Below are 20,104 nucleotides of genomic sequence, written 5' to 3'. Positions count from 1 at the left end.
ACCGAAGTCATCTCATTGCCGCTTAAACAGCAGCGCATCCTTTTTTTAAAACTGTCTACTTAATAGGGTTCAGTTCATCTTTTGAAAAAGTTCCTCTTTTTTTTCAACCTTTTTGTAATAAATTTTGAAATAACACTCGAAAAAGACAACGCTGCTATTACTGCTAATATTATATTAATTCTTTCAACTGCGGTCATGTATTATCCTCTCAATGTAATCAATTAAACCAATCTATTAACGTATATTTATCGCTGAAATGAATGCATTATTCTTTTGAAGACAACCCAACAAGCTGTGAAGGGCAAATCGTTTCGACCACTTTTTCAAAGGTTGTCTTCCAATTCGATGTGATAATACTTCCTATATAACCGTCAGGTCGAATCAGTACCAAGGTATCACAGGTGATACCATAAATCCCTTTCAGTTTTCCATCCTTATCGTGGAGGTAATTGTGCCCATCTTCACCTGTGTTTCCAATGATGAAACGATGCAATTCTGCCCCAACATTAGGCCAATGTAGCTGAGGGAGTACCTTAGTGGCTATTGAGCCGAAAGCTAGAAGAGTGAAGTGTGGTCCTTGGTAGACCTCAAACAAACGCTGTACTCCGTTTTGTCCAGTGCAGGGTGCGTCAGGTGCTCGGTCGCCTACTCTTAACGTCTTGGTACCCGAACCGAGAGTGGAAAGTGGCCCCTCAGAGTAGGTGATACTGAGTTGACGCTCGTCATCACCACGTTTCAGCCCAGAGAAACGGTGTTGATCCATCGCGGCGTACAATTCGCTAGATTTTCCGAGAACTTTTGCCGCAATAGGTTGACGCTCAGCCTCGTAGGTGTCGAGTAAACTGTCAGGTGCCCCCGCGATGACCTGACCAATTTTCCAACCAAGGTTATAGGCGTCTTGTACACCTGTATTGAGACCCTGTGCGCCAGCCGGAGTATGTACGTGACTGGCATCACCTGCAAGGAAGACTCTTCCCGCCCGATAGTGCTCGGCAAGACGGACATTTGGTCGAAATACCGATGTCCAAGTAATGCCATGAAGCCTTAAACCAGTATACGTTCGGAACTGTTCCGCAAGAGAAGCTTCATCTAGTTGAGGCTCCTCACCCGCTTTTAAACGGATCATGATTTGAAAGAGGCTGGTGTGGGGCAGTGGACAAGCTCCAACCGATCTGCCATGCGTACGTGGCCATATATGCCATCTGTTGCGTGATAAACCATCAATGTTTCCGTCAATGATGAGTGTGCGATCAGATCCATCCGTTTCCCCGATGAATCGAATGCCTGCAATCTTGCGGACGACGCTTGATCCTCCGTCAGCTCCAACCAAATACCTGCTGCGTACCCTTTCACCAGTTGAAAGTGTTGCGGTAACCCCATCATCATCCTGCTCTAAGTTTTTAAGCTCAGTGCCAAACTCAATGCGCAACCCTAAACGGCCGAGCAACCGGTGTAAAATAGTGTCAGTACGGTACTGCGGTAGCAACAAAATATTCGGATAAGGTATGTCGGGTGTTGGCACATTGCGTTGTTGCATCCGCCAGGGTAAACGGATTGGTCCAAGATGGATACCCGCGAGAGGATAAGGACCGCCTTCCGCTTGAGCCTCGCCAAGCACGCCGAGGTCTTCAAAGATTTCTTGGGTTCGAGGCTGGATTCCCTTTGCCCTGGATCCCTGAAACGAATGTGCTGCCTTGTCTACCAAGCGAACACGAAGTCCGCGGCGAAGCAGATCTGCAGCGAGCGTAGAGCCGGTTGGACCGGCACCAACGACGAGTACGTCTACATCATATTGTGTATTCAATGAAATATACCTCCCGTGTTTATATGAAATCAGATTATGAGTTTAACTTGTTACAACGGTAATAAAACTTTTTTAGGAAGCGCTGAGCTTTAGATTTGGTATATAACCAACTAAGAAGTAGACCAGCGCTTTGCGAAAATTCGTTCCGTTTTGGACAGATGCTTTTGACGTTGACTGAGAGTCAGTTTCGCCATCCCGGAATAGTTATACCATTTCAGTGAGTGTATCCCCATTTTTCGAAAGGTTCCACGGAAAACGATCTTTGTAATCGGATTTCCAAAAAACCATCGATACATGAATGTTGGTGTAGACATAACAGTCAATAAAGTCACACCCTTTAAACGAGGAAGTAAGCACTTGAATGGGCGTCCTGGTTTAGGTTCCGAATATACAATCCCTTTTGCAAAGACTTTGTCAAAAAAACCCTTCATGAGAGCTGGCATTCCCTCCCACCAAATGGGGAAAATGAAAATGAGGTGATCTGCCTTCAGTAGTCGCTGTTGGTAGTCAGCTATCAAAGGATCAGTTACTTCTTTCTTGCGCCATGAGGCGAGATCAGAGGCGGACATAACGGGATTAAAGCCATCTTTATGTAGATCGATCAGGTCGACGTTATGGCCGCCCGAGAGTAGTCCTTTTATAACAGATGCTAATAAAGCTGCTGAAAAGCTTCTCTTATGGGGAATATTTTCGGAAGCACTACTTCCATAAGGATGATCGAATACGATTAAGAAATTCATGTAAGAAACTCTTCCTTTCTTTTTTTGTTAACTAAAAACATAATTGTTTCTTAGGTAACCATATTACAATTATTGTTTCCTTGTTGTCAATAAAGTTTCTTAGTATACTTAAAACAACCGAAGATGAAAAAAAGGAGAAAATTAATATGAATGAGAATATAGAGCAGAGAATATTGATAACGGAAATAATAGGGAATATTGCTGCTATGCAAAAAAAAATCCAAGCGGAAGGAGAGGATGAAGAGAAAAACTGGATGATAAAGAATGCTTCAGAACCCGCCGTTATTGAATTTCTGAAGGAAGCAACCGTCCAGATGCTTCACGTCTTGGATGCTATTGGCGAGTTAGAGCCGGTGAATGGGATCACGATTTCCAAGCGGTTTGGCATTCCAAGAGGTAGCGTATCCAAAAATACACGACGATTGGTGGAATTAGGCTTTATCAAAACGGAAACGCTGCCTGATAATAAAAAAGAAGTACTATTCCATTTAACATCGTCTGGTCAACAGGTCTTCGAGCTGCATCAACAGCTACATGCTCACATCGATAACAATATAAGGAGCTACCTAGGCCAATACGATCTTGAACAAATACGATTTCTTGCAATGCTGATGAAGGATACGTTGGCAACTTCATGGGTTCAGGCAGAAGCGGATGACGATAAAAACCAGGAAAAATCGCAAATGTCTTCTAACTCATTGTCGGGAGACTTAGAGGAAACAAACGAGATTCTAACGATGCTGCGAAAATTAGATTCGAAGAAATTAAGTAGAGCAAAAGAATTGATTCGCCTTGCTTTTTTTGAGGATTAATGCAAAGGACAAAGCTACCTAACCTCGTTCATGATCAGGACGTAGTGGGTAAAAACATAACACGCATTATGTAAACAAATAAGATCAAAGGACAAGAACATAATCGCTTAAATAGTCGCTAATGGCGGCTTTTTTGTTTTAAAGAATCCAACTACATAAATATCTATTTATAAGTACTTGTTTGTTGTTAACAGGCAACTATATTCCAATATATGTTAATATCATTATGAGTCCATTTTTATTGAAATCGCCATTATAGCAAGTAAACAGTGTTAATCCTAGGGGGAAGCATATGACTATTTATTTTGTGAGACATGGGGCAGACGATGAAGGATATCGCGGAGGTTGGAGTCAAAGAGGACTTAATGTTGAAGGCTATCGGCAATCAGAGAAGTTAGGTTCTTATCTTAAGAATAACCAGAGTACTTATCAAATACATCGTATCGTGAGTAGTGACTTACAGCGGGCACTTGATACAGCGAATGAGATCGCAAAAAATTTGAATTTATCCGTTGAAAGTAACAGCGAGTGGAGAGAAACGAATAATGGTGTAATTGCTGGAATGCCTAACGAAATCGTCAATGAACGATTCCCTGGGCTATATTTCTCGAGTTTACGAATGGAAGAGAGGTACCCTGAAGGTGAGAGTCCTAAGGAGTATTATCTGCGGATTAAAGAAACATTTAAAAGGTTATGTGAGGAGCAATTAACTAACAATCATCTTGAGAACGTATTCATTGTTACTCATGGCGGAGTGATTAATGTCGTCTATCATATTTTAAAAAATCTAGAATGGACAAATAAGAACAAATCATTCCCAGCTTCCAATACAGGCATTCATAAAGTGGAATATTCAAATGGACAGTGGAATGTAACCGTTGAGAATTTTTTGGAGCATTTATAAAGGTGAGTTGGAAAGGAACAGTTCAAATTCGCGAAAGAAGGAGATTACAGGAGTTTGTGTAATAAATATACAACTTACGTTATTAGGAGGACTTTAAATGGCATTCCGACACATATTGTATCGGCTGGCGGAATTGTAGAAGATGGAAATGGAAATATCCTCTTAGTAAAAGCCCATGACGATGGTTGGGTGTATCCGGGTGGGATAACGGAAGTTGGAGAAAATCTGATAGATGGCGTGATTCGTGAAATCAAAGAGGAAAGTGGAATAGACGCCACGGTTAGCTATGTAGTTAGTGTTGTTTCTAATACAGCGATCCATAAATGGTATGACGGTGTGACTGATGTTCCTACGAAGGTTATGTTTGATTTCGTGTGCAAAGCCGTCGGTGGAGAGTTAGCTATTTCTAATGAAACGAGCGATTGCAGATGGGTTCCAAAGGAAAATGTTCTGGATTTCATTACTTTACCTGCCATCCGCATGCGTTATGAAGCTTATTTAAACTTTAACGGCTCTGTAAATTACATGGAGTATGTCACCACGACAACCTCAGAATGTAGTATCAAGCTTCAAAGGCAAGTTTAGTTGTTAAAAAGCATTATCTCCGCTTTTTTATGAATCTTTTACAAATAGAATAGTAGTGCAGTAACAGCATAGAGCAGTTTGCCGGTTGGCAGCAGCTCTATTTTTCGTTAATCTTACGGGTAGTTTCCGTAACAAATCTATTCCATCTTCGTCTAACAAAGTAGAGGGTTTTACGCTAAGGAGTTGAAATAATGAGAGAGTTAATTTTAGGAGTAGCCTTAGTACTTGCCATATGTATACTTAGCGGTTGCAATGCGTCGCCCGAAGCCACTAAGGCGGATTATATTATTTCGAAGGAAGACCAAAGTATCTTAGTAGCGAAGCATATTACACAGAAGGATTCTGAAAGTAAGACCTTTACTGAGTTCAAAAAGAATAATATCGAATTAATCAATTATATTGTCGAGGATACCCAGCTCTATAACGAGCTTGAGATAGGTGAAAAAGTCAATGTAACCCCAAAAACGAATGACAAAGGTGAATATGCTGTAATGCAGTCCGATCCCCCGCAAATTATAGCTGGTCAGATAGAAAGAATTAAGGACTGATAAGACGGTTATGGTGACTAAACAATATGTTATCGTTGTTAAATTAGCGGGCGGATAGTTGTTTGAACGGGGAAAAGGCACGGTAAATTCCGCCCCTGATCTAATTGCAGAGCGTGTTACGGTAATGGCTCAATCTTAGTCAGCTTTGATCCCCAGACAGGATAAGTATCATAACCTATGAAATATTGATTTCCCTCTATCAAAAGACCGCTTACGATTTCAGGAACTTTAATATCGACAGTAGTGATCGAATCTCCAAGTAAAACGTTGATTGAATTGTCTTTTACAGAATTTAGAGTAACAATAGCAGAAATTGTGGTCTTATAAAAGAATAGGTTAGAACAAAATATAAAAACAATTACGATTATACCTAAATAGATCAACTTTGCTTTAAGTGTAGGTGAAGACATTACTCCAGGCCCCATTTCAACACATTGATGTAGGTTATTAAGTTTCGTTTTTTATTGATCGTCTATTTCACTGTTATTTCAAATGCTTCATACATATGATTATTGACTTGTCTACTCCATGCTTCGACTCCAACACCTTCTTGTATTATATCAAAATCGGATTCTGTTCGTTTGACATCACTTGACTGGTGAAAAAACATTGTATTTTTAGTTACTGTTAACACATCTCCGGTGTCGAGTTGGATAGAATAAAGCACTTTATCTCCATTAATTGTGGAATTTTCCTCAACGATTTTTATAATAGTACCTCTGTAATATTCCTGTTGCTTAGATGGAGATGGCCATCCTAGTAAAATATCAGAACTTAAAACATACCAAATACCAAGCGCTAATCCCAGAACAAGACTACCCGATAGTACATACCACTTCTTTTTAGTCTTCAACTTCTTACATCCTTCCTTTAAGTAGTTAAAATATGTAGACGCAATACTAATAATAAAAGTTACAAAGAGAAAACCTGTTTCCAAAATTCTATCAACTCAAGTCGCTTATATAATGAAAATAGAGGGGGAGCGGAATGAGTACTAGATTGAAAGAATTTAAAGGGATATTCATCATTCTTTTAATCTTATTTCTAATTGTTGGAGGAAGTTTAGTATATGATTTCACTAAAAAACCACCCGAACCTTCTATGTATTCTATACGTTTACTAACTCATTCTGATCATGTTGAAAAGGTTGGTCATTTTAACTCGAATCTTATCAACGTATCATCTCCATTTTTATATGGATATTTAATTCGATCGGAAAATGAAGAGCCGTACTTGGTGATTGTTGAAAGAAGTTATGGTAAAGATGAAGAGGTGGACGGCTATTATTTTAAAATGACCAAAATGATAGAAATGAGCTGGGAAGAAAAGGATCGTCTTAAGGGATTGTTAAATCAATATCATGGTAAAAGTATTTTAGGAAAAAATGAAGTTACATTAATAGAAAAATATATCCCAACTGTAAAAATATTTTATAAAATTGATATGGGGGACCATATTATTTGGTCTACTGATTCAATGGATTATTATATTAAAGTTAATAAAGTTGACTATAACCAATACGACTTTTTGAAAACATTTTGAATCTGCTTATATACAATTTTTATAGGAGGCTGTGTTGATGCAGCATCGTAAACTAGGTAATACGGGAGTAGATATTCCGGTTATTGGCCAGGGGACTTGGAAATATGGTGAAGATAGGTGGAAAGAAAAAGATGAAGTAGAGGCACTGCGTTATGGTATTAGAAATGGACTTAATTTAATTGATACTGCTGAAGAATATGGAAATGGAGGAGCTGAGAAAATTGTTGGACAAGCAATTCATGATATCAGAAGCGAGGTATTCCTAGTCACTAAAGTTTCAGCGAATAATTGTTCTTACAAAGGTGTTCTTGGAGCAGCAGAAGCAAGCTTAGAACGCTTAAAAACAGACTACATTGATTTGTATTTACAGCACTGGCCAAGCCAACACTATGAAGTTTCGGAGACGATGGAAGCTATGGCCGAACTAGTTAATAAGGGTATTGTCAGATATATTGGGGTAAGTAACTTTACTATCCAATTAATGCAAGAGGCCCAATACCATCTAGGCAGCATCCCGTTAGTATGTAATCAATTAGCTTACCATTTACACGATAGAAGAATAGAGAAGGATATTTTACCGTTTTCTAAAGACAATGGCATAACAATAATGGGATATTCACCATTTGGTTTTGCACCACATAAATTCGGTATGAGAGGTTTTCCTCAAGTGGATTCACTGGAAAGAAAGATGCTGGATGCCATAGGGAGCAAGTACGGTAAAACAGCATACCAGGTTGCAATAAAATGGATATTAAGGCAGGAACGTATAGTTACAATTCCCAAGGCAGCCAACAAAAAGCATATAGATGATAATTTAAAAGCCCTAGATTGGGAACTAGATAAAGAAGATCTAGAACAGATCGAGAACTACTTTCCTCAATAAATCCATTTGAATTAGTACTTGAGAATTTAATGGGTGAAAAATATTGGTACGAAAGTCCTCGGCGCGCAAGTGCCATTTGTCCATTTTGGTATATGAATGCATGTTAAAAAATAGGGTGCCTACACCAGATGTAGTTTTGAAAATTAAGAACAAGAACTTAATTACTCAGCAAATTAAATTCATGTTATTGGATTTTCATACTTGGTAAGCTAATTGGGAAAGATACTTTAACAAGTAGAAAAGACGGCAATATGTAGCATAGCCCCATCAAGTAGACACTATAAAAAGATATATATTTTGTTAGCCGGCGGTCTTTTCTGGGTATTCAACCGAGGAGAGATCGCCGGGTTTGTTTTTTTGGACATAAGTAATAGACATAAGTAATATCAGTTAAAAACGGCTGTAGCGATAAATTATTAGAATGGAACAAATAACCATGTGCTTACATATTTACATATCGGAATATTGTGATATGATGATACGTGTAAAAGATATTGAGGTGAAGATATGACAAATATCCAATTTGATCAGGTTGAGTTATTTAAAGCACTATCTAATGAAGCGAGACTGAAAATACTATACTGGTTAAAAGATCCCACAACACATTTTGATACACAGCGACAAGGGATAGAGGAAATGAATGAAGTAGGGGTCTGTGTAAGTCAGATCAGAGATAAGCTGGGAATGAATCAGTCTACAACATCTCAATATTTATCAACTTTACAGCGTGCAGGGTTGGTCGAAGCAACTCGCATCGGAAAGTGGACTTACTATAAACGTAATGAGCAACTCATACATGAGCTAGCAAACTTTATAGGAACGAAACTATAGAAAATAGACAGCACTAATAAATGAAGAGAAAGAGGAAGTAATCATGAAAATTGAAATATGGTCAGATTATGCTTGCCCTTACTGTTATATCGCAAAAGAAAGATTGGAAAAAGCGATGAATGATCTAGGAATCAAAGATCAAGTGAATATTGAAATGAGAAGTTTCGAGTTAGATCCTAATGCGAGTTACAAAGTCGTATCTAGTACAGAAGATCGTTTCGCAAAAAAATATCGTTTATCTAATGCCATGGCGGCTGAAAGAATTAGACAGATTGAACAGTTGGGTAGAGAAGAAGGTATTGATTTTAGATATTCCACAACACAATATACAAACACAATGGATGCTCATCGCTTAACACATTATGCAGAAAAACAAGGGAACAAAACAATTGTAGAAGATTTATTCAAAGCCTATTTCACAGATAATTTAGAGTTAAGTGATAAAAATGTACTGAAAGAAATCGCTGTGAAAAATGGACTAGATGAAAATGAAGTAGAAAAAGTTCTGAATTCCAATGAATTCGAAAGTGATGTACGTAAAGATGAATCGCAGGCATATTCAATGGGAATCCAAGCCGTACCTTTCTTTTTGATTAATGGAAAATTCACTTTGAATGGTGCTCAGAATGTAGAAACATTTAAAATGGCCCTAAAAGAAGCAATCCAAGATGATATTCAAAACAATGATTTATCAGGAATGAGCTGTGGTATCGATGGATGTTATTAATAATCAAAGCATCGTACATCAGATAACAGTAAAAGATGTATTTTCTACAAATGCATTTTTATATATAGATCAAGAAACAAAACATGGATTTTTATTTGATCCCGGTGCTGAAGCCGAAAAAATATTACGTGTGATAAAATCAAATGATTATCATATCGAAAAAATACTATTAACACATGGACATTTTGATCACATAGGTGCAGTCGATAAAATTAGAAATGAATTGAATATTCCTGTTTACATGCACGAACTCGGGCATAAATATGTGCAAAATGCGAGAATGAACTTATCAGCTTTATGCAATCGACATATCATTGTTGATGAAGTGAATTATGTACAGTCAGGTGAAGTATTTGAACTGTCAGCTAATTCAGATTTTAAAGTAACGATGACACATACACCCGGTCATGCTATGGATCAAGTTATGTATTATAATGCCCAGGATAAAGTAGCGTTTGTTGGTGATACCATCTTTAAAGGTAATATTGGATCTACTCAATATGAAGGTGGAAATGAACAGGACCTGATGAAAAGTTTGAATATGATTCTCTCTTTGCCTGATGATGTTGTTTTATATAATGGTCATACGGATAAAACAACGGTTGGTGATGAGAAGAAAAGGTACGGTTTATAAAAATTAAAAGACATATTTTCTGTCGGGTACAGGAAATATGTCTTTTGTTCTTTTTGAAATTCTAAAATTGTTGTTTAGGTGTTTCCTACAAGGTTTTATCAATCACAATAGATAATTTGTAGTTAGCGTAATTGTTTAACTCTAATAAAAATTGGTTTAACGCGTCGTTACTTGGAAACCTGCACTCTAACAGATAGCAAGCTTCACTCTTATCCATCATTCAGCGTATCAACGCTATCTTAATTGATAGTATATATCTAAAAAGTGCATACTTGTTTTGTGATCTATACCACCTATATAATATGCCTGTATTAAGGTAAACGTGGAAGAATGATTACGGAGGATAAATAATAAAATATGCTATCACAACAATATCAAGAACAAATAAAAACATTACTACAGAAAATAAAAGAAGCGGATGCGATTGTGGTTGGTGGCGCTGCTGGGATGTCTGCGGCAAACGGACATAACTGGTATGAGACTAACGAAACTTTCCTCAAACACTTTGGAAAATTCGCTGAAAAATATGGTATTGAAAATATATTTTATGGATTTTATCATCGCTATTCTACAAGTGAAGAACGTTGGGCTTATATTGCTACATTAATTAAGTTTGTAAATGATACCGAAGTGGGTCAAACCTATCTTGATTTATTGCAATTACTTCAAGACAAAGACTATTTCATTGTTACAACGAATCAAGACACACAGTTTTCTAGGGCTTTTCCTGAAGAGAAGGTCTCTCCGATTCAAGGGGATTGGCGATATTTTCAATGTAGTTCCCGTTGTCATGATTATATCTATTTTAATAAAGAACAAGTTGAGAACATGTTTGCAAACATAGAGGGGACCAGAATTCCAACAGAGTTAATTCCAACATGTCCGACGTGCGGAAAAGAAATGGAACCATGGGTGCGCTCTTATGTGTTTCTGGAAGGAAATTCCTACAGAAAAGAATTAATAAAATACAATCAATATCTTATCAAAAACAAAGATAGAAAGATCCTTTTTCTGGAATTAGGCGTTGGAACCATGACCCCGATGTTTATTAAAGAGCCGTTTTGGAATATGACTTACAATTTTCCGAATGCCTACTACATTACAATAAATCCAAAAGATGCGATCGTTCCTCAAGAGATAAAGGAAAAAGGACTTGCCATTAAAGAGGATATTGCGATGGTATTACAAGATGCTGTGATGAGAAAGAAAAGAATGATGACAGTTTCTAAATAAAAAAGTTGGAGTTGATTTAAAATGGCAGTAGAAGCTTTACTAATTGTTGATATGAGTAATGATTTTGTAGCTGATAATGGAACATTAACGGTGGGTAAGCCAGCACAAAAAATAGTGCCTTATATTAGGGACTTGGCAGCAAGTTTTTTAGCAGAGGGGAATGTGGTTGTCGTTTCTATGGATTCACACCAGCAAAATGATCCGCATTTTAAGTTATGGCCCCCACACAACATTGAAGGTACAGAAGGGCAACAATTGTATGGAGATTTATATGATTGGTTTCAAAAGAATCAACATCATGAAAACGTGCTTTATACACCTAAAACAAACTATAATGCATTTTTTAAAACGGATTTAGCTGAAACTCTACGAGGCTTGGGAATAGAAAAGGTCCATATTGTAGGGGTGACGACGGATATTTGCGACTTTTTAACAGTTGCAGGAGCCGACGCAGAAGGATTCAAAACATGCATTCATAAACGAGGAGTAGCAACATTTACGGATCTTGGAGAAACAATGGTCGACCACATGAAACGTTGCTTTCATACGGAGATTATTGAATAGATACGAAACCAATTGGAATGATTCAATCTGATGAAAACAGTAAAGCTAATGGAGAACGTTAGTTTACTAAGAACAAGTAAGCAGCCGATCAAACGACCGGCTGTTTTTTTATGCTAAGGTTAAGTTAATGTAATCAAGTTATTTCAAACTATGGATGAACAATAAAAAACGATTCTTATATATTTTTTGTTTATACGTGGCTTTTTGGCTCCCGCCGGTGTCTAATTAAATGTAAATCAAGAGGAGGTTCTCACCATGTCAGGAGCTCATGACAACACACCTGTTTATCCGGATGAACAGGATCGCATTACAAGTTTCGATCACACGTACGAGCAGTATCGTGAGAGAATACGCAAATATTTCTCACTGAAAGTGAATCCGATGGCTGCAGATGACTTGACACAACAGGTGTTTTTAAAAGCTGTCGAGAACTTTCACCGCTTTAAAGGCAACTCTAATTTGTTCACTTGGATATTTAAGATTGCTCAGAATACAGTGAAGAACGAATATCGCAGGTTATCACGGCAAAAAGAATCACCATTTGATTTTACAGATTATGAATCGCAGTCCATCTCTCTTGAATTTACGAAACATGTGGATATTCGAATTGATATTAGTTCTGCGTTAAGAAAACTGAGTGAGATTGACCAAGAAATTATTGCACTACGTTTTTTTGTAGATTGCACCTTGTCTGAAATATCTAAAATCGTTGGACTACGAGAGAGTGCAGTGAAGAACAGATTATACCGAGCTTTGGAAAAATTAAGAAAAGAATTGAAAGAATGGGGGGACATTGCCATCATGTCTATTCAAGATATGATTTCCATTGTTAATAAGGGTGACAGTCAAGGTACACACGAACGTCTAAATAAGGTACATCAAGACTTATTCGATGAATTAAAGATAAATGTTGAACGAGTGACAAGCAAGTACAATCACCAACCTTCTCAAAAAATCGTTATTGAAATCTATCCTGACCTGCAAGCATTCCATCATGCAGTCGGAGAACCAGGTGCACCCGATTGGTTTATGGGAACGTATGAAGGTCATATTCTGAAAATAGTTTCTCCCCTAAACCCTGGACCTGATCATACCTATGAGTCTATTTTAAAAGGGGTTGTCCATTTATTTACCATGTGGCTAATCGAAGATATTAATCCTTCTGCTCCCAAATGGATCAGACAGGGAATAGGCGGATACGAGGCCAAGCAGATGACCAAAGACTATTTAAAAAGTTCAACGGAAGATGCCATTCGCAATTTGGCGATCCCTTCTTTTGATGATTTAGATAACGATACCTGGGACTTTGAAACGATGAAAGGATTTCAATTTTCTTATATGATGGTGGAATTTGTGATGGATCGGTACGGAATAGATGCTTTAAACAAAGTGATCCGAAATCCTCATGATTTTGAAGGGATTTTTAAGTGTACCAAGCCGGAACTGTATATGCAGTGGGTAGAATATATCAAACAATAATTTTTAGTAACCTTGAGTCTGGTTATGAGCCAGGCTTTTTTGCTGTGTAAAATAAAGAAAATCCCCATTCTCATCCATTAATAAGTATGTAAAATACATAATTCATGATTTTAAATACAATATCTTCACTTTAAACTAAAAAATGCCGATAACCTCTCTGTATGACCAAATATTGATTACAAGGAGATGTTAAAAATGGAAGCAACTACAAAGCTTTATAATGAAGGTAATATTGTTTGGGTAGATCTTGAAGGGTTCGCTAGCCTAGAGATAACAAATCAAAAGGTTGCTGATTTGAAAGCTACTTTAGGTCCCCACATTGCAAATCAAACGATCGTTATTGATTCTACAAATTTAGCTGTATTTAAACAAGAGATTCTACCGGTTTTAGTAGAGTGTTATGAGATCTACTCTAAATTTGGAAGATGCATTATGGTAGAAGCTAAGAAAACAATTGTTAACATTCAGCTTCATAATACGGCTAAAAAAGTAGAAGGGTTTACAGGTCAGTTTGTAAAAACAACAGAAGAAGCTAAAGCAATTCTAGGAATATAAGGAGTGTGTTTTGATTGCCCAGTGTTAGATTAAAACAGATTGCAGTATATCATCCAGAGAACTCATATACGAATGAAGAAGTGGCTTCTTCTTCACCTGATCGAGAAAAACTTATTGGTATGTGGTCTCATTTAGGAAGAGATAAAAGATATCTAGCAGATGAGCAAGAAACCACGGTAACGATGGCAATTGAAGCGGCTAAAAAAGTATTGCAAGCTGCAAATATGAGTGGTGAGCAGTTAGATCTGATAACCATATCGTCTGGTACTCACGAGTACAATATACCTACCGATGCAGCTTTTGTTCATAAAGCAATTGGTGGTAAAGATCGTTGTGCTATCTATGATCAGAACGCGAATTGTGCAGGTATGGTTGTGTCATATGATCAAGTAAGTAGAGCAATGTTACATAATCCAAAAATGAAATACGCCCTTATCGTTGGATCTGAGCAAGTAGGCAACTTCTATAAGCCTGAAAACTTGGTACATATAGGTCTAAGTGGTGATGCTGCATGTGCTATTATTTTAGAAAGAGTAGAAGAAGATGGTTATGGTTTAATTGACTCTTCTTATATTACTCATTCTGAAAGACCAGAAGATTTAGTATTACCTGAGCATGGATTTAAGAATTCAAAAATAATTCAAACAAAGGTGTCTGATTCCTATAAAGTGGATAGCATGTTTGCTAAGGCACCCGCTGTAATAAATGATCTTTTAAAAGATCATGGTCTTACCAAAGAAGGCATTACCCATTATTCAATCTCTCAGGTACTTTCGACAAAGATTGATTACTTAGTAGAAGCATTAGAAGAGGACTCATCAAAGTTCACCTATGTAGGTAACAAATATGCTTATACGGGAACAACAAGTCCATTCCTTGCTCTTTATCATGCAATTGAAGAGGGTAAGCTAAAGCAAGGTGATCACCACATCATGTGGTCGGTTGGTGCAGGGTTTACTTCCTGTGGGTTATTGGCCAGATTATAAAACAAAGTGCAGCAGGTTGTGTTATGTAAAAATCGTTTTCTTACGTTAACGAGCAAATTAATATAGCACAACAAAGAGGCTCTCCGAATCAGTGTGAGCCTCTTTGTTGTACTCCCGTAACAAGTTTCATGTGAAAAATCATTGAATCAATTTCATAACTCACCATTAGTAATCTTTTTACTGAGACGTTCAATAGTTAATAACTTTATTTCATCTAATAACGAGTTAATTCTCTTTTTCACTCCTTCTTCTTAGAGTAAATAACTTCTTATTAACTAATGGATAATAATCCCATTGACAATTGAATAGTTTTCTAAAATAATAGAATGTAATTGAATACTGGTACCTTTAATTCAGTCCAGAGAGGCTGACAAGGGCAGCGGATTTTATAATCACGCGAGAATTAGGGCATAGTCCGTCAGGAGATGCTCTGCATTTTCGCGCGGATTATGATGTGAAAAAGAGGCTACTTGTCAGTTTGAAACTTGACGAGTAGCCTCTTTTTTCTGCTTTTTGGTATCAGGAGACTTTAAGCTGGAGGTATTCTGATGAGTAAACACGATCAAGAGTTTTCATGGCAAGAGGTGCCGAAAACGCACAGAAACAATTTTAGAAAGACGTTTTCAGTGATGTTGGCGTTCACTTTCTTCTCAGCTAGCATGCTGGCAGGGGGAACGCTCGGAGTCAGTTTGACGTTCATGCAGTTCATGGGAATTGTGCTTGGGGGTAACTTGATTCTAGGCATTTATACCGGGGCGTTGGCACATATTGCTGCTAAAACGGGTCTTTCCACGCACTTATTGGCCAAATATTCGTTTGGTGGGAAAGGGTCATACCTGCCTTCGTTCTTGCTTGGCTTTACGCAGGTAGGTTGGTTCGGTGTTGGCGTGGCTATGTTCGCTGTTCCCGTCGCTAAAGCGATGGATTGGAACGTGTATCTGTTGATTTTCATATTTGGTTTAGCAATGACAGCAACAGCCATTTTCGGTATCAAGTCACTTGTTATTCTTGGGTATATTGCGGTTCCCGCTATTGCCATTCTTGGCGGTTACTCCGTATTTGAAGGAGTAAACACGTTGGGCGGTTTTCAAGGCTTGTTAGATTACATGCCAACAGAGTCGATTACCGTGGCAGCGGCATTAACGATTTGTATTGGATCATTCATTAGCGGCGGTACGTTGACGCCAGATTTTGCACGTTTTTCTCAAACATCTAAACAGGCAGTTACTGCTACGGTTATTTCGTTCTTCTTAGGTAACTCGCTTATGTTCCTGTTCGGAGCAGTCGGCGCAATGGCTTATAACCTGGCAGATATCTCAGAGGTTATGTTCCTGCAAGGGTTGATTGTTCCTGCGATCATCGTTCTGGGACTAAATATCTGGACGACGAACGATAACGCTCTTTACGCTTCCGGGCTAGGCTTTGCAAATATCACTAAGATTTCGAAAAAGTTCTTCGTTATTGTTAACGGCATCGTGGGTACCGTATTTGCCATGTGGATGTATAACAACTTTGTCGGTTTTCTGAATGTGCTCGGTGCAGCGATTCCGTCCATCGGGGCCATCATCATCGCAGACTACTTCGTTGTGAAGCGTAGAAATTATAAGCCATTTGCGGAAATGACATTTAAAAATGTAAACTGGGTAGCGATGGTTGCTTGGGCTATCGGCGTAGCCTTTGCTCAGCTGGCCCCAGGAATTACACCACTAAACGCACTAATCGGTACGGCAGCAGCTTACATTGTGTTAATGCTGATCGTTCCTGCGAAAGAATCCAAAGAAATGGGGAATTTAAATGATTATACAGAACGCAAAATTGCGGGGTAAAGAAGGTCTATGGAATATCGTCGTAAAAGACGGGAAGTTTGAAAAAATCACGCAATCTTTGGAAGCAACAACGAATGAGGAAGTAATTGATGTGAGCGGCGCGCTTGTGCTGCCGCCATTCATTGAACCTCATATTCATCTGGATACAACGTTAACTGCAGGTGAGCCAGAATGGAATTTGAGCGGAACATTGTTCGAAGGTATCCAGCGTTGGTCCGAACGTAAGGCATTTCTGACACATGAGGACGTTAAAACACGTTCTAAAACAGCACTGAAATGGCAGATCGCACAAGGCATTCAGCATGTACGGACGCATGTAGACGTGACTGATCCAAGCCTGACTGCAGTTAAAGCGATGCTCGAAGTGAAAGAAGAAATGGCACCATATGTTGACATCCAGCTTGTTGCTTTCCCACAGGAAGGCATTCACTCCTACCCGAACGGCGTAGAACTAATGGAAGAGGCGCTGAAAATGGGCGTTGACGTGGTCGGCGGTATCCCGCACTTCGAATTTACGAGAGAATATGGCGTGGATTCAATGAAGGTTGCGTTTGACCTCGCTGAAAAATATGACCGTCTTATCGACATTCACTGCGATGAAATTGATGACGAACAATCCCGTTTCTTGGAAGTCGTAGCCAAAGAAGCTTACGAACGTGGCCTAGGTTCTCGCACAACAGCAAGCCACACGACGGCGATGGGGTCATACAATGATGCTTACACTTACAAATTGTTTAGACTACTTAAGATGGCGGACCTGAATTTCGTATCCAATCCACTGGTCAACATCCACTTGCAAGGACGCTTCGACACGTATCCGAAAAGAAGAGGACTAACTCGTGTCAAAGAGCTGCAGGAAGCTGGTCTTAATGTGTGCTTCGGTCATGATGATATCTTTGATCCATGGTATCCGCTCGGTACCGGTAACATGCTTCAGGTACTGCACATGGGTATCCATGCTTCGCAGTTGCTCGGTTACGATCAAATCGTGAATTCAATTGATCTTATTACGAAAAATAGCGCAAGAACGCTACATATCGAGGATATGTACGGTATTGAAGAAGGTAAACCTGCGAACTTCATCGTTCTTGAAGCAGAGAATGAATATGAGGCTATCCGTAAACAGGCTGCAGTGCTGTATTCATTCAGAGGCGGCCGCAAAATCGCGGAAACAAAACCTCGGAACACATCAATCATTCTCGAGAACGGTTCGGAGAAAGTCACTTTCAATAAATAATTAAAGGAAGCATGCGATGCATCAAGCATAGCTTGCACATTAACTCAAAACCCCCACTTTGTAGGCAGGGTAAAAAGAGACCGCATACCGCGAACTCTTCCTGCATACAAGAGGGGGGGTTTTGATATATTCAAATTTATGTTATCTGGTAAGTTGTTGGTTAAAACGGCTGATTTAGAAAAATTTCGAGGGGTCTAATAATATCCATAGAATCAAAGCGATGTTTAAACAAGTTACACATATTCCACCTATAAGGTAACCTGTAAATACTCTGTTTCTCTTTTTTTGATAAATGATAAGTGGCACCAAGTAAAGCCATTGATAAAAACCAACAAATACATGATTTAATATAAAAAAACCATCATCTATGATACCAATTAACATCAAGCCATATGCACCAAAATAAAAAACGATTACATAAATAAAACTTAATAAAAAACTCAATAGAAATTTCCTGTTCAACATTCCACAACCTTTCTTACAATTAAGAGAAAATTACATAGTCGATAATTTAGTAAATAGAAAAACTCCTTGTTATTTTGAATACGAAAGACCTGGAAAAACCGTATATTCATCGACGTTGAAAAAGTCTACTTTTTTCATAGTTTCAATTTTCCGATTCGTTATTACAAAATCCCATATTTCTCCTTTTAAAATATCTTCATATAGAATAACTTTCACTCTAACTTTTAAGGAATGAGTTAATTCTTGTGCATCAACAATTTTATAGTCGATAATCGCTGGGTACATTCCACCTATAGGTAACTTATCATAACCTTCCATTGTTACTGATTTAATCAACGCATCATCTCTTTCATCGAAACCAATCATAAATGTTCCAATAATGTTTCTAAGACTTGCCCAACCACTACCAATGAAATCAAGATCCTGTTTCCATATATCTTCTTGAGAAGGTATCGCTTTGTCATTGATCGTAACCGTTTGATTCTTTTGGTTCCAATCTACATTCGCATCTAACGCCTTTGATACCACACTTATAGGCACCATTACTCGGTTATTGACGATCTGAGGAGCTACATCTGAAGTAACTTGTTGACCGTTAACCACGATCTTAATGTTCCCCTTAGCAAAAGCTAAACCAACCACTATGCTAAGAGAAAAAACAACCACAAAAAGTGAGATGAATAGTTTCTTCTTCATTTTTATCGCCTCCATTTGTAAATGTATATAATGAAAGACGTTATAAATTTGATTGAAGTTACATTATTTGGTTTCACCATGCGACAAATCTTATCATTTTATAAATATCCTTTGATTTTGATATTACGTTATGACACAATTTTGGGAGAGATGAAAAATGAAAGATTATCAATTAGGATGGCGATGATTTGATGTGTGCGACACCACATTTTCCCTAAATAAAAGGGTGAATTTACTCTTAGAAAAACGCTGTTCAATATGATATATTATTTATGTCCTCTTAAGAAAGAGACAATTACAATGTGTGTCTGACGCAGTAATTAAGATATTTAATTCATTGTGATTGATGGTTTTTATTACCAGTTGAATATGTTGTTGAAATATGATAAATTATAAATCCGGTCGGAAAACTCCGAAAACTAAACGTCTGTTTCTTGATTCACACTTCGGTGTTGAACCCAAGCAAACGCGAAGAGCAAATGGATTTTCCGAAGATTTTAAGCTGTATGTCCTTTCTAAGGACTGATATTTTGCTGGTGAGTATTCAATGAAGATATTACAGCGCAAAAATCATGTTTGGTGGCGATAGCGGAGGGGTTCCACACGTACCCATCCCGAACACGACCGTTAAGCCCTCCAGCGCCGATGGTACTTGGACCGCAGGGTCCTGGGAGAGTAGGACGCCGCCAAGCGAATAACCTTTTAGGTTATATTTTGTTGAATCATTTATTTAACGATGAGGGGCCATAGCTCAGCTGGGAGAGCGCCTGCCTTGCAAGCAGGAGGTCAGCGGTTCGATCCCGCTTGGCTCCACCAATATTCCCTGATAGCTCAGTTGGTAGAGCACTCGACTGTTAATCGAGTTGTCACAGGTTCGAGTCCTGTTCGGGGAGCCAGCGGCCCGTTGGTCAAGGGGTTAAGACACCTCCCTTTCACGGAGGTAACAGGGGTTCGAATCCCCTACGGGTCACTTTTATGGAGATTTAGCTCAGCTGGGAGAGCATCTGCCTTACAAGCAGAGGGTCGGGGGTTCGATCCCCTCAATCTCCACCA

At 38.5% G+C, this 20,104-nt stretch carries 21 protein-coding genes, 4 tRNA genes, 1 rRNA gene and 1 pseudogene; 21 read left to right on the top strand and 6 right to left on the bottom strand.

The features are described 5' to 3' along the window. Positions 1 to 265: 265 nt before the first annotated feature. Together H9647_RS25120 and H9647_RS25115 are read right to left on the bottom strand one after the other, a co-directional pair. The gene (locus H9647_RS25120) at positions 266 to 1,804 is read right to left on the bottom strand and encodes an FAD-dependent monooxygenase (RefSeq protein ID WP_191805141.1); all 1,539 of its coding nucleotides are present in this window, start codon (positions 1,802 to 1,804) and stop codon (positions 266 to 268) included. A gap of 110 nt (positions 1,805 to 1,914) precedes the next feature. After that, the gene (locus H9647_RS25115; RefSeq protein WP_191805139.1) at positions 1,915 to 2,544 is read right to left on the bottom strand and encodes an NAD(P)H-dependent oxidoreductase; all 630 of its coding nucleotides are present in this window, start codon (positions 2,542 to 2,544) and stop codon (positions 1,915 to 1,917) included. A 146-nt stretch (positions 2,545 to 2,690) separates the two neighbouring features. Between H9647_RS25115 and H9647_RS25110 the strand changes: the two genes are divergently transcribed. From H9647_RS25110 to H9647_RS25095, 4 genes are all read left to right on the top strand, one after another. After that, the gene (locus tag H9647_RS25110) at positions 2,691 to 3,356 is read left to right on the top strand and encodes a winged helix DNA-binding protein (protein ID WP_191805137.1); all 666 of its coding nucleotides are present in this window, start codon (positions 2,691 to 2,693) and stop codon (positions 3,354 to 3,356) included. A gap of 292 nt (positions 3,357 to 3,648) precedes the next feature. Continuing rightward, positions 3,649 to 4,260 (top strand): histidine phosphatase family protein, encoded by a 612-nt coding sequence (locus tag H9647_RS25105; protein WP_191805135.1) that lies wholly within the window; start codon positions 3,649 to 3,651, stop codon positions 4,258 to 4,260. Between the two features lie 54 nt (positions 4,261 to 4,314). Next, a complete protein-coding gene (locus H9647_RS25100) occupies positions 4,315 to 4,845 on the top strand; it encodes an NUDIX hydrolase (RefSeq protein WP_225229574.1) in 531 nt (176 codons plus the stop codon). Between the two features lie 191 nt (positions 4,846 to 5,036). Then, on the top strand, positions 5,037 to 5,393 hold the full coding sequence (locus H9647_RS25095) for a DUF3221 domain-containing protein (RefSeq protein ID WP_191805121.1): 357 nt from the start codon (positions 5,037 to 5,039) through the stop codon (positions 5,391 to 5,393). 116 nt (positions 5,394 to 5,509) lie between these two features. Here H9647_RS25095 and H9647_RS25090 read toward each other — a convergent pair whose 3' ends face one another. Together H9647_RS25090 and H9647_RS25085 are read right to left on the bottom strand one after the other, a co-directional pair. After that, entirely contained in the window at positions 5,510 to 5,803 is a 294-nt protein-coding gene (locus H9647_RS25090; protein ID WP_191805119.1) for a hypothetical protein, read from the bottom strand. Positions 5,804 to 5,865: 62 nt separating this feature from the next. Then, positions 5,866 to 6,246 (bottom strand): hypothetical protein, encoded by a 381-nt coding sequence (locus H9647_RS25085; RefSeq protein WP_191805117.1) that lies wholly within the window; start codon positions 6,244 to 6,246, stop codon positions 5,866 to 5,868. A 134-nt stretch (positions 6,247 to 6,380) separates the two neighbouring features. Between H9647_RS25085 and H9647_RS25080 the strand changes: the two genes are divergently transcribed. The 5 genes from H9647_RS25080 to H9647_RS25060 all read left to right on the top strand — a co-directional run bounded on the left by H9647_RS25080 (position 6,381) and on the right by H9647_RS25060 (position 10,010). Next, positions 6,381 to 6,935 (top strand): hypothetical protein, encoded by a 555-nt coding sequence (locus tag H9647_RS25080; protein WP_191805115.1) that lies wholly within the window; start codon positions 6,381 to 6,383, stop codon positions 6,933 to 6,935. Positions 6,936 to 6,972: 37 nt separating this feature from the next. Further along, complete coding sequence (locus tag H9647_RS25075; RefSeq protein ID WP_191805113.1) at positions 6,973 to 7,818, top strand: aldo/keto reductase; 846 nt, start codon at positions 6,973 to 6,975, stop codon at positions 7,816 to 7,818. 507 nt (positions 7,819 to 8,325) lie between these two features. Beyond that, on the top strand, positions 8,326 to 8,649 hold the full coding sequence (locus tag H9647_RS25070) for an ArsR/SmtB family transcription factor (protein WP_191805111.1): 324 nt from the start codon (positions 8,326 to 8,328) through the stop codon (positions 8,647 to 8,649). A gap of 43 nt (positions 8,650 to 8,692) precedes the next feature. Beyond that, complete coding sequence (locus tag H9647_RS25065) at positions 8,693 to 9,376, top strand: DsbA family oxidoreductase (RefSeq protein WP_191805109.1); 684 nt, start codon at positions 8,693 to 8,695, stop codon at positions 9,374 to 9,376. Beyond that, the gene (locus H9647_RS25060) at positions 9,363 to 10,010 is read left to right on the top strand and encodes an MBL fold metallo-hydrolase (RefSeq protein WP_191805107.1); all 648 of its coding nucleotides are present in this window, start codon (positions 9,363 to 9,365) and stop codon (positions 10,008 to 10,010) included. The genes H9647_RS25065 and H9647_RS25060 overlap by 14 nt, the downstream gene beginning before the upstream one ends. A gap of 85 nt (positions 10,011 to 10,095) precedes the next feature. Here the strand turns inward: H9647_RS25060 and H9647_RS25920 are convergent. Then, positions 10,096 to 10,215, bottom strand: a pseudogene (locus H9647_RS25920) (Lrp/AsnC ligand binding domain-containing protein); the annotation flags it as partial. Between the two features lie 152 nt (positions 10,216 to 10,367). Here H9647_RS25920 and H9647_RS25055 point away from each other — a divergent pair. The 7 genes from H9647_RS25055 to H9647_RS25025 all read left to right on the top strand — a co-directional run bounded on the left by H9647_RS25055 (position 10,368) and on the right by H9647_RS25025 (position 17,890). Next, on the top strand, positions 10,368 to 11,243 hold the full coding sequence (locus H9647_RS25055) for an SIR2 family NAD-dependent protein deacylase (RefSeq protein ID WP_191805105.1): 876 nt from the start codon (positions 10,368 to 10,370) through the stop codon (positions 11,241 to 11,243). 21 nt (positions 11,244 to 11,264) lie between these two features. Next, entirely contained in the window at positions 11,265 to 11,807 is a 543-nt protein-coding gene (locus tag H9647_RS25050) for a cysteine hydrolase family protein (RefSeq protein WP_191805103.1), read from the top strand. Positions 11,808 to 12,062: 255 nt separating this feature from the next. Further along, positions 12,063 to 13,286: an RNA polymerase sigma factor gene (locus tag H9647_RS25045; protein ID WP_191805101.1), complete on the top strand. Its 1,224-nt coding sequence runs from the start codon at positions 12,063 to 12,065 to the stop codon at positions 13,284 to 13,286. Between the two features lie 195 nt (positions 13,287 to 13,481). Beyond that, complete coding sequence (locus H9647_RS25040; RefSeq protein ID WP_191805099.1) at positions 13,482 to 13,841, top strand: hypothetical protein; 360 nt, start codon at positions 13,482 to 13,484, stop codon at positions 13,839 to 13,841. Positions 13,842 to 13,855: 14 nt separating this feature from the next. Beyond that, entirely contained in the window at positions 13,856 to 14,827 is a 972-nt protein-coding gene (locus H9647_RS25035) for a 3-oxoacyl-[acyl-carrier-protein] synthase III C-terminal domain-containing protein (RefSeq protein ID WP_191805097.1), read from the top strand. Between the two features lie 548 nt (positions 14,828 to 15,375). After that, a complete protein-coding gene (codB, locus tag H9647_RS25030) occupies positions 15,376 to 16,653 on the top strand; it encodes a cytosine permease (protein ID WP_191805095.1) in 1,278 nt (425 codons plus the stop codon). Further along, positions 16,622 to 17,890: a cytosine deaminase gene (locus H9647_RS25025; protein WP_191805093.1), complete on the top strand. Its 1,269-nt coding sequence runs from the start codon at positions 16,622 to 16,624 to the stop codon at positions 17,888 to 17,890. Before codB ends, H9647_RS25025 begins: the two co-directional genes overlap by 32 nt. A 534-nt stretch (positions 17,891 to 18,424) precedes the next feature. On the opposite strand, the gene H9647_RS25020 is transcribed toward H9647_RS25025, so the two are convergent. Continuing rightward, a complete protein-coding gene (locus H9647_RS25020; RefSeq protein WP_191805090.1) occupies positions 18,425 to 19,051 on the bottom strand; it encodes a copper amine oxidase N-terminal domain-containing protein in 627 nt (208 codons plus the stop codon). A 575-nt stretch (positions 19,052 to 19,626) separates the two neighbouring features. Here H9647_RS25020 and rrf point away from each other — a divergent pair. The 5 genes from rrf (at position 19,627) to H9647_RS24995 (ending at position 20,104) form a co-directional block, all read left to right on the top strand. Beyond that, positions 19,627 to 19,743, top strand: a 5S ribosomal RNA gene (gene rrf / locus H9647_RS25015). Between the two features lie 48 nt (positions 19,744 to 19,791). Next, a tRNA-Ala gene (locus H9647_RS25010) sits at positions 19,792 to 19,867 on the top strand. Between the two features lie 4 nt (positions 19,868 to 19,871). Beyond that, positions 19,872 to 19,947: transfer RNA gene (locus H9647_RS25005), tRNA-Asn, on the top strand. Between the two features lie 2 nt (positions 19,948 to 19,949). Next, positions 19,950 to 20,021: transfer RNA gene (locus H9647_RS25000), tRNA-Glu, on the top strand. Between the two features lie 7 nt (positions 20,022 to 20,028). After that, a tRNA-Val gene (locus H9647_RS24995) sits at positions 20,029 to 20,104 on the top strand.

The sequence above is a fragment of the Paenibacillus gallinarum genome (assembly GCF_014836635.1).
Classification (GTDB): domain Bacteria; phylum Bacillota; class Bacilli; order Paenibacillales; family Paenibacillaceae; genus Paenibacillus; species Paenibacillus gallinarum.
The sequence above is the reverse complement of the archived record's forward strand: the minus strand, read 5'-3'. Positions and strand labels throughout refer to the sequence as shown.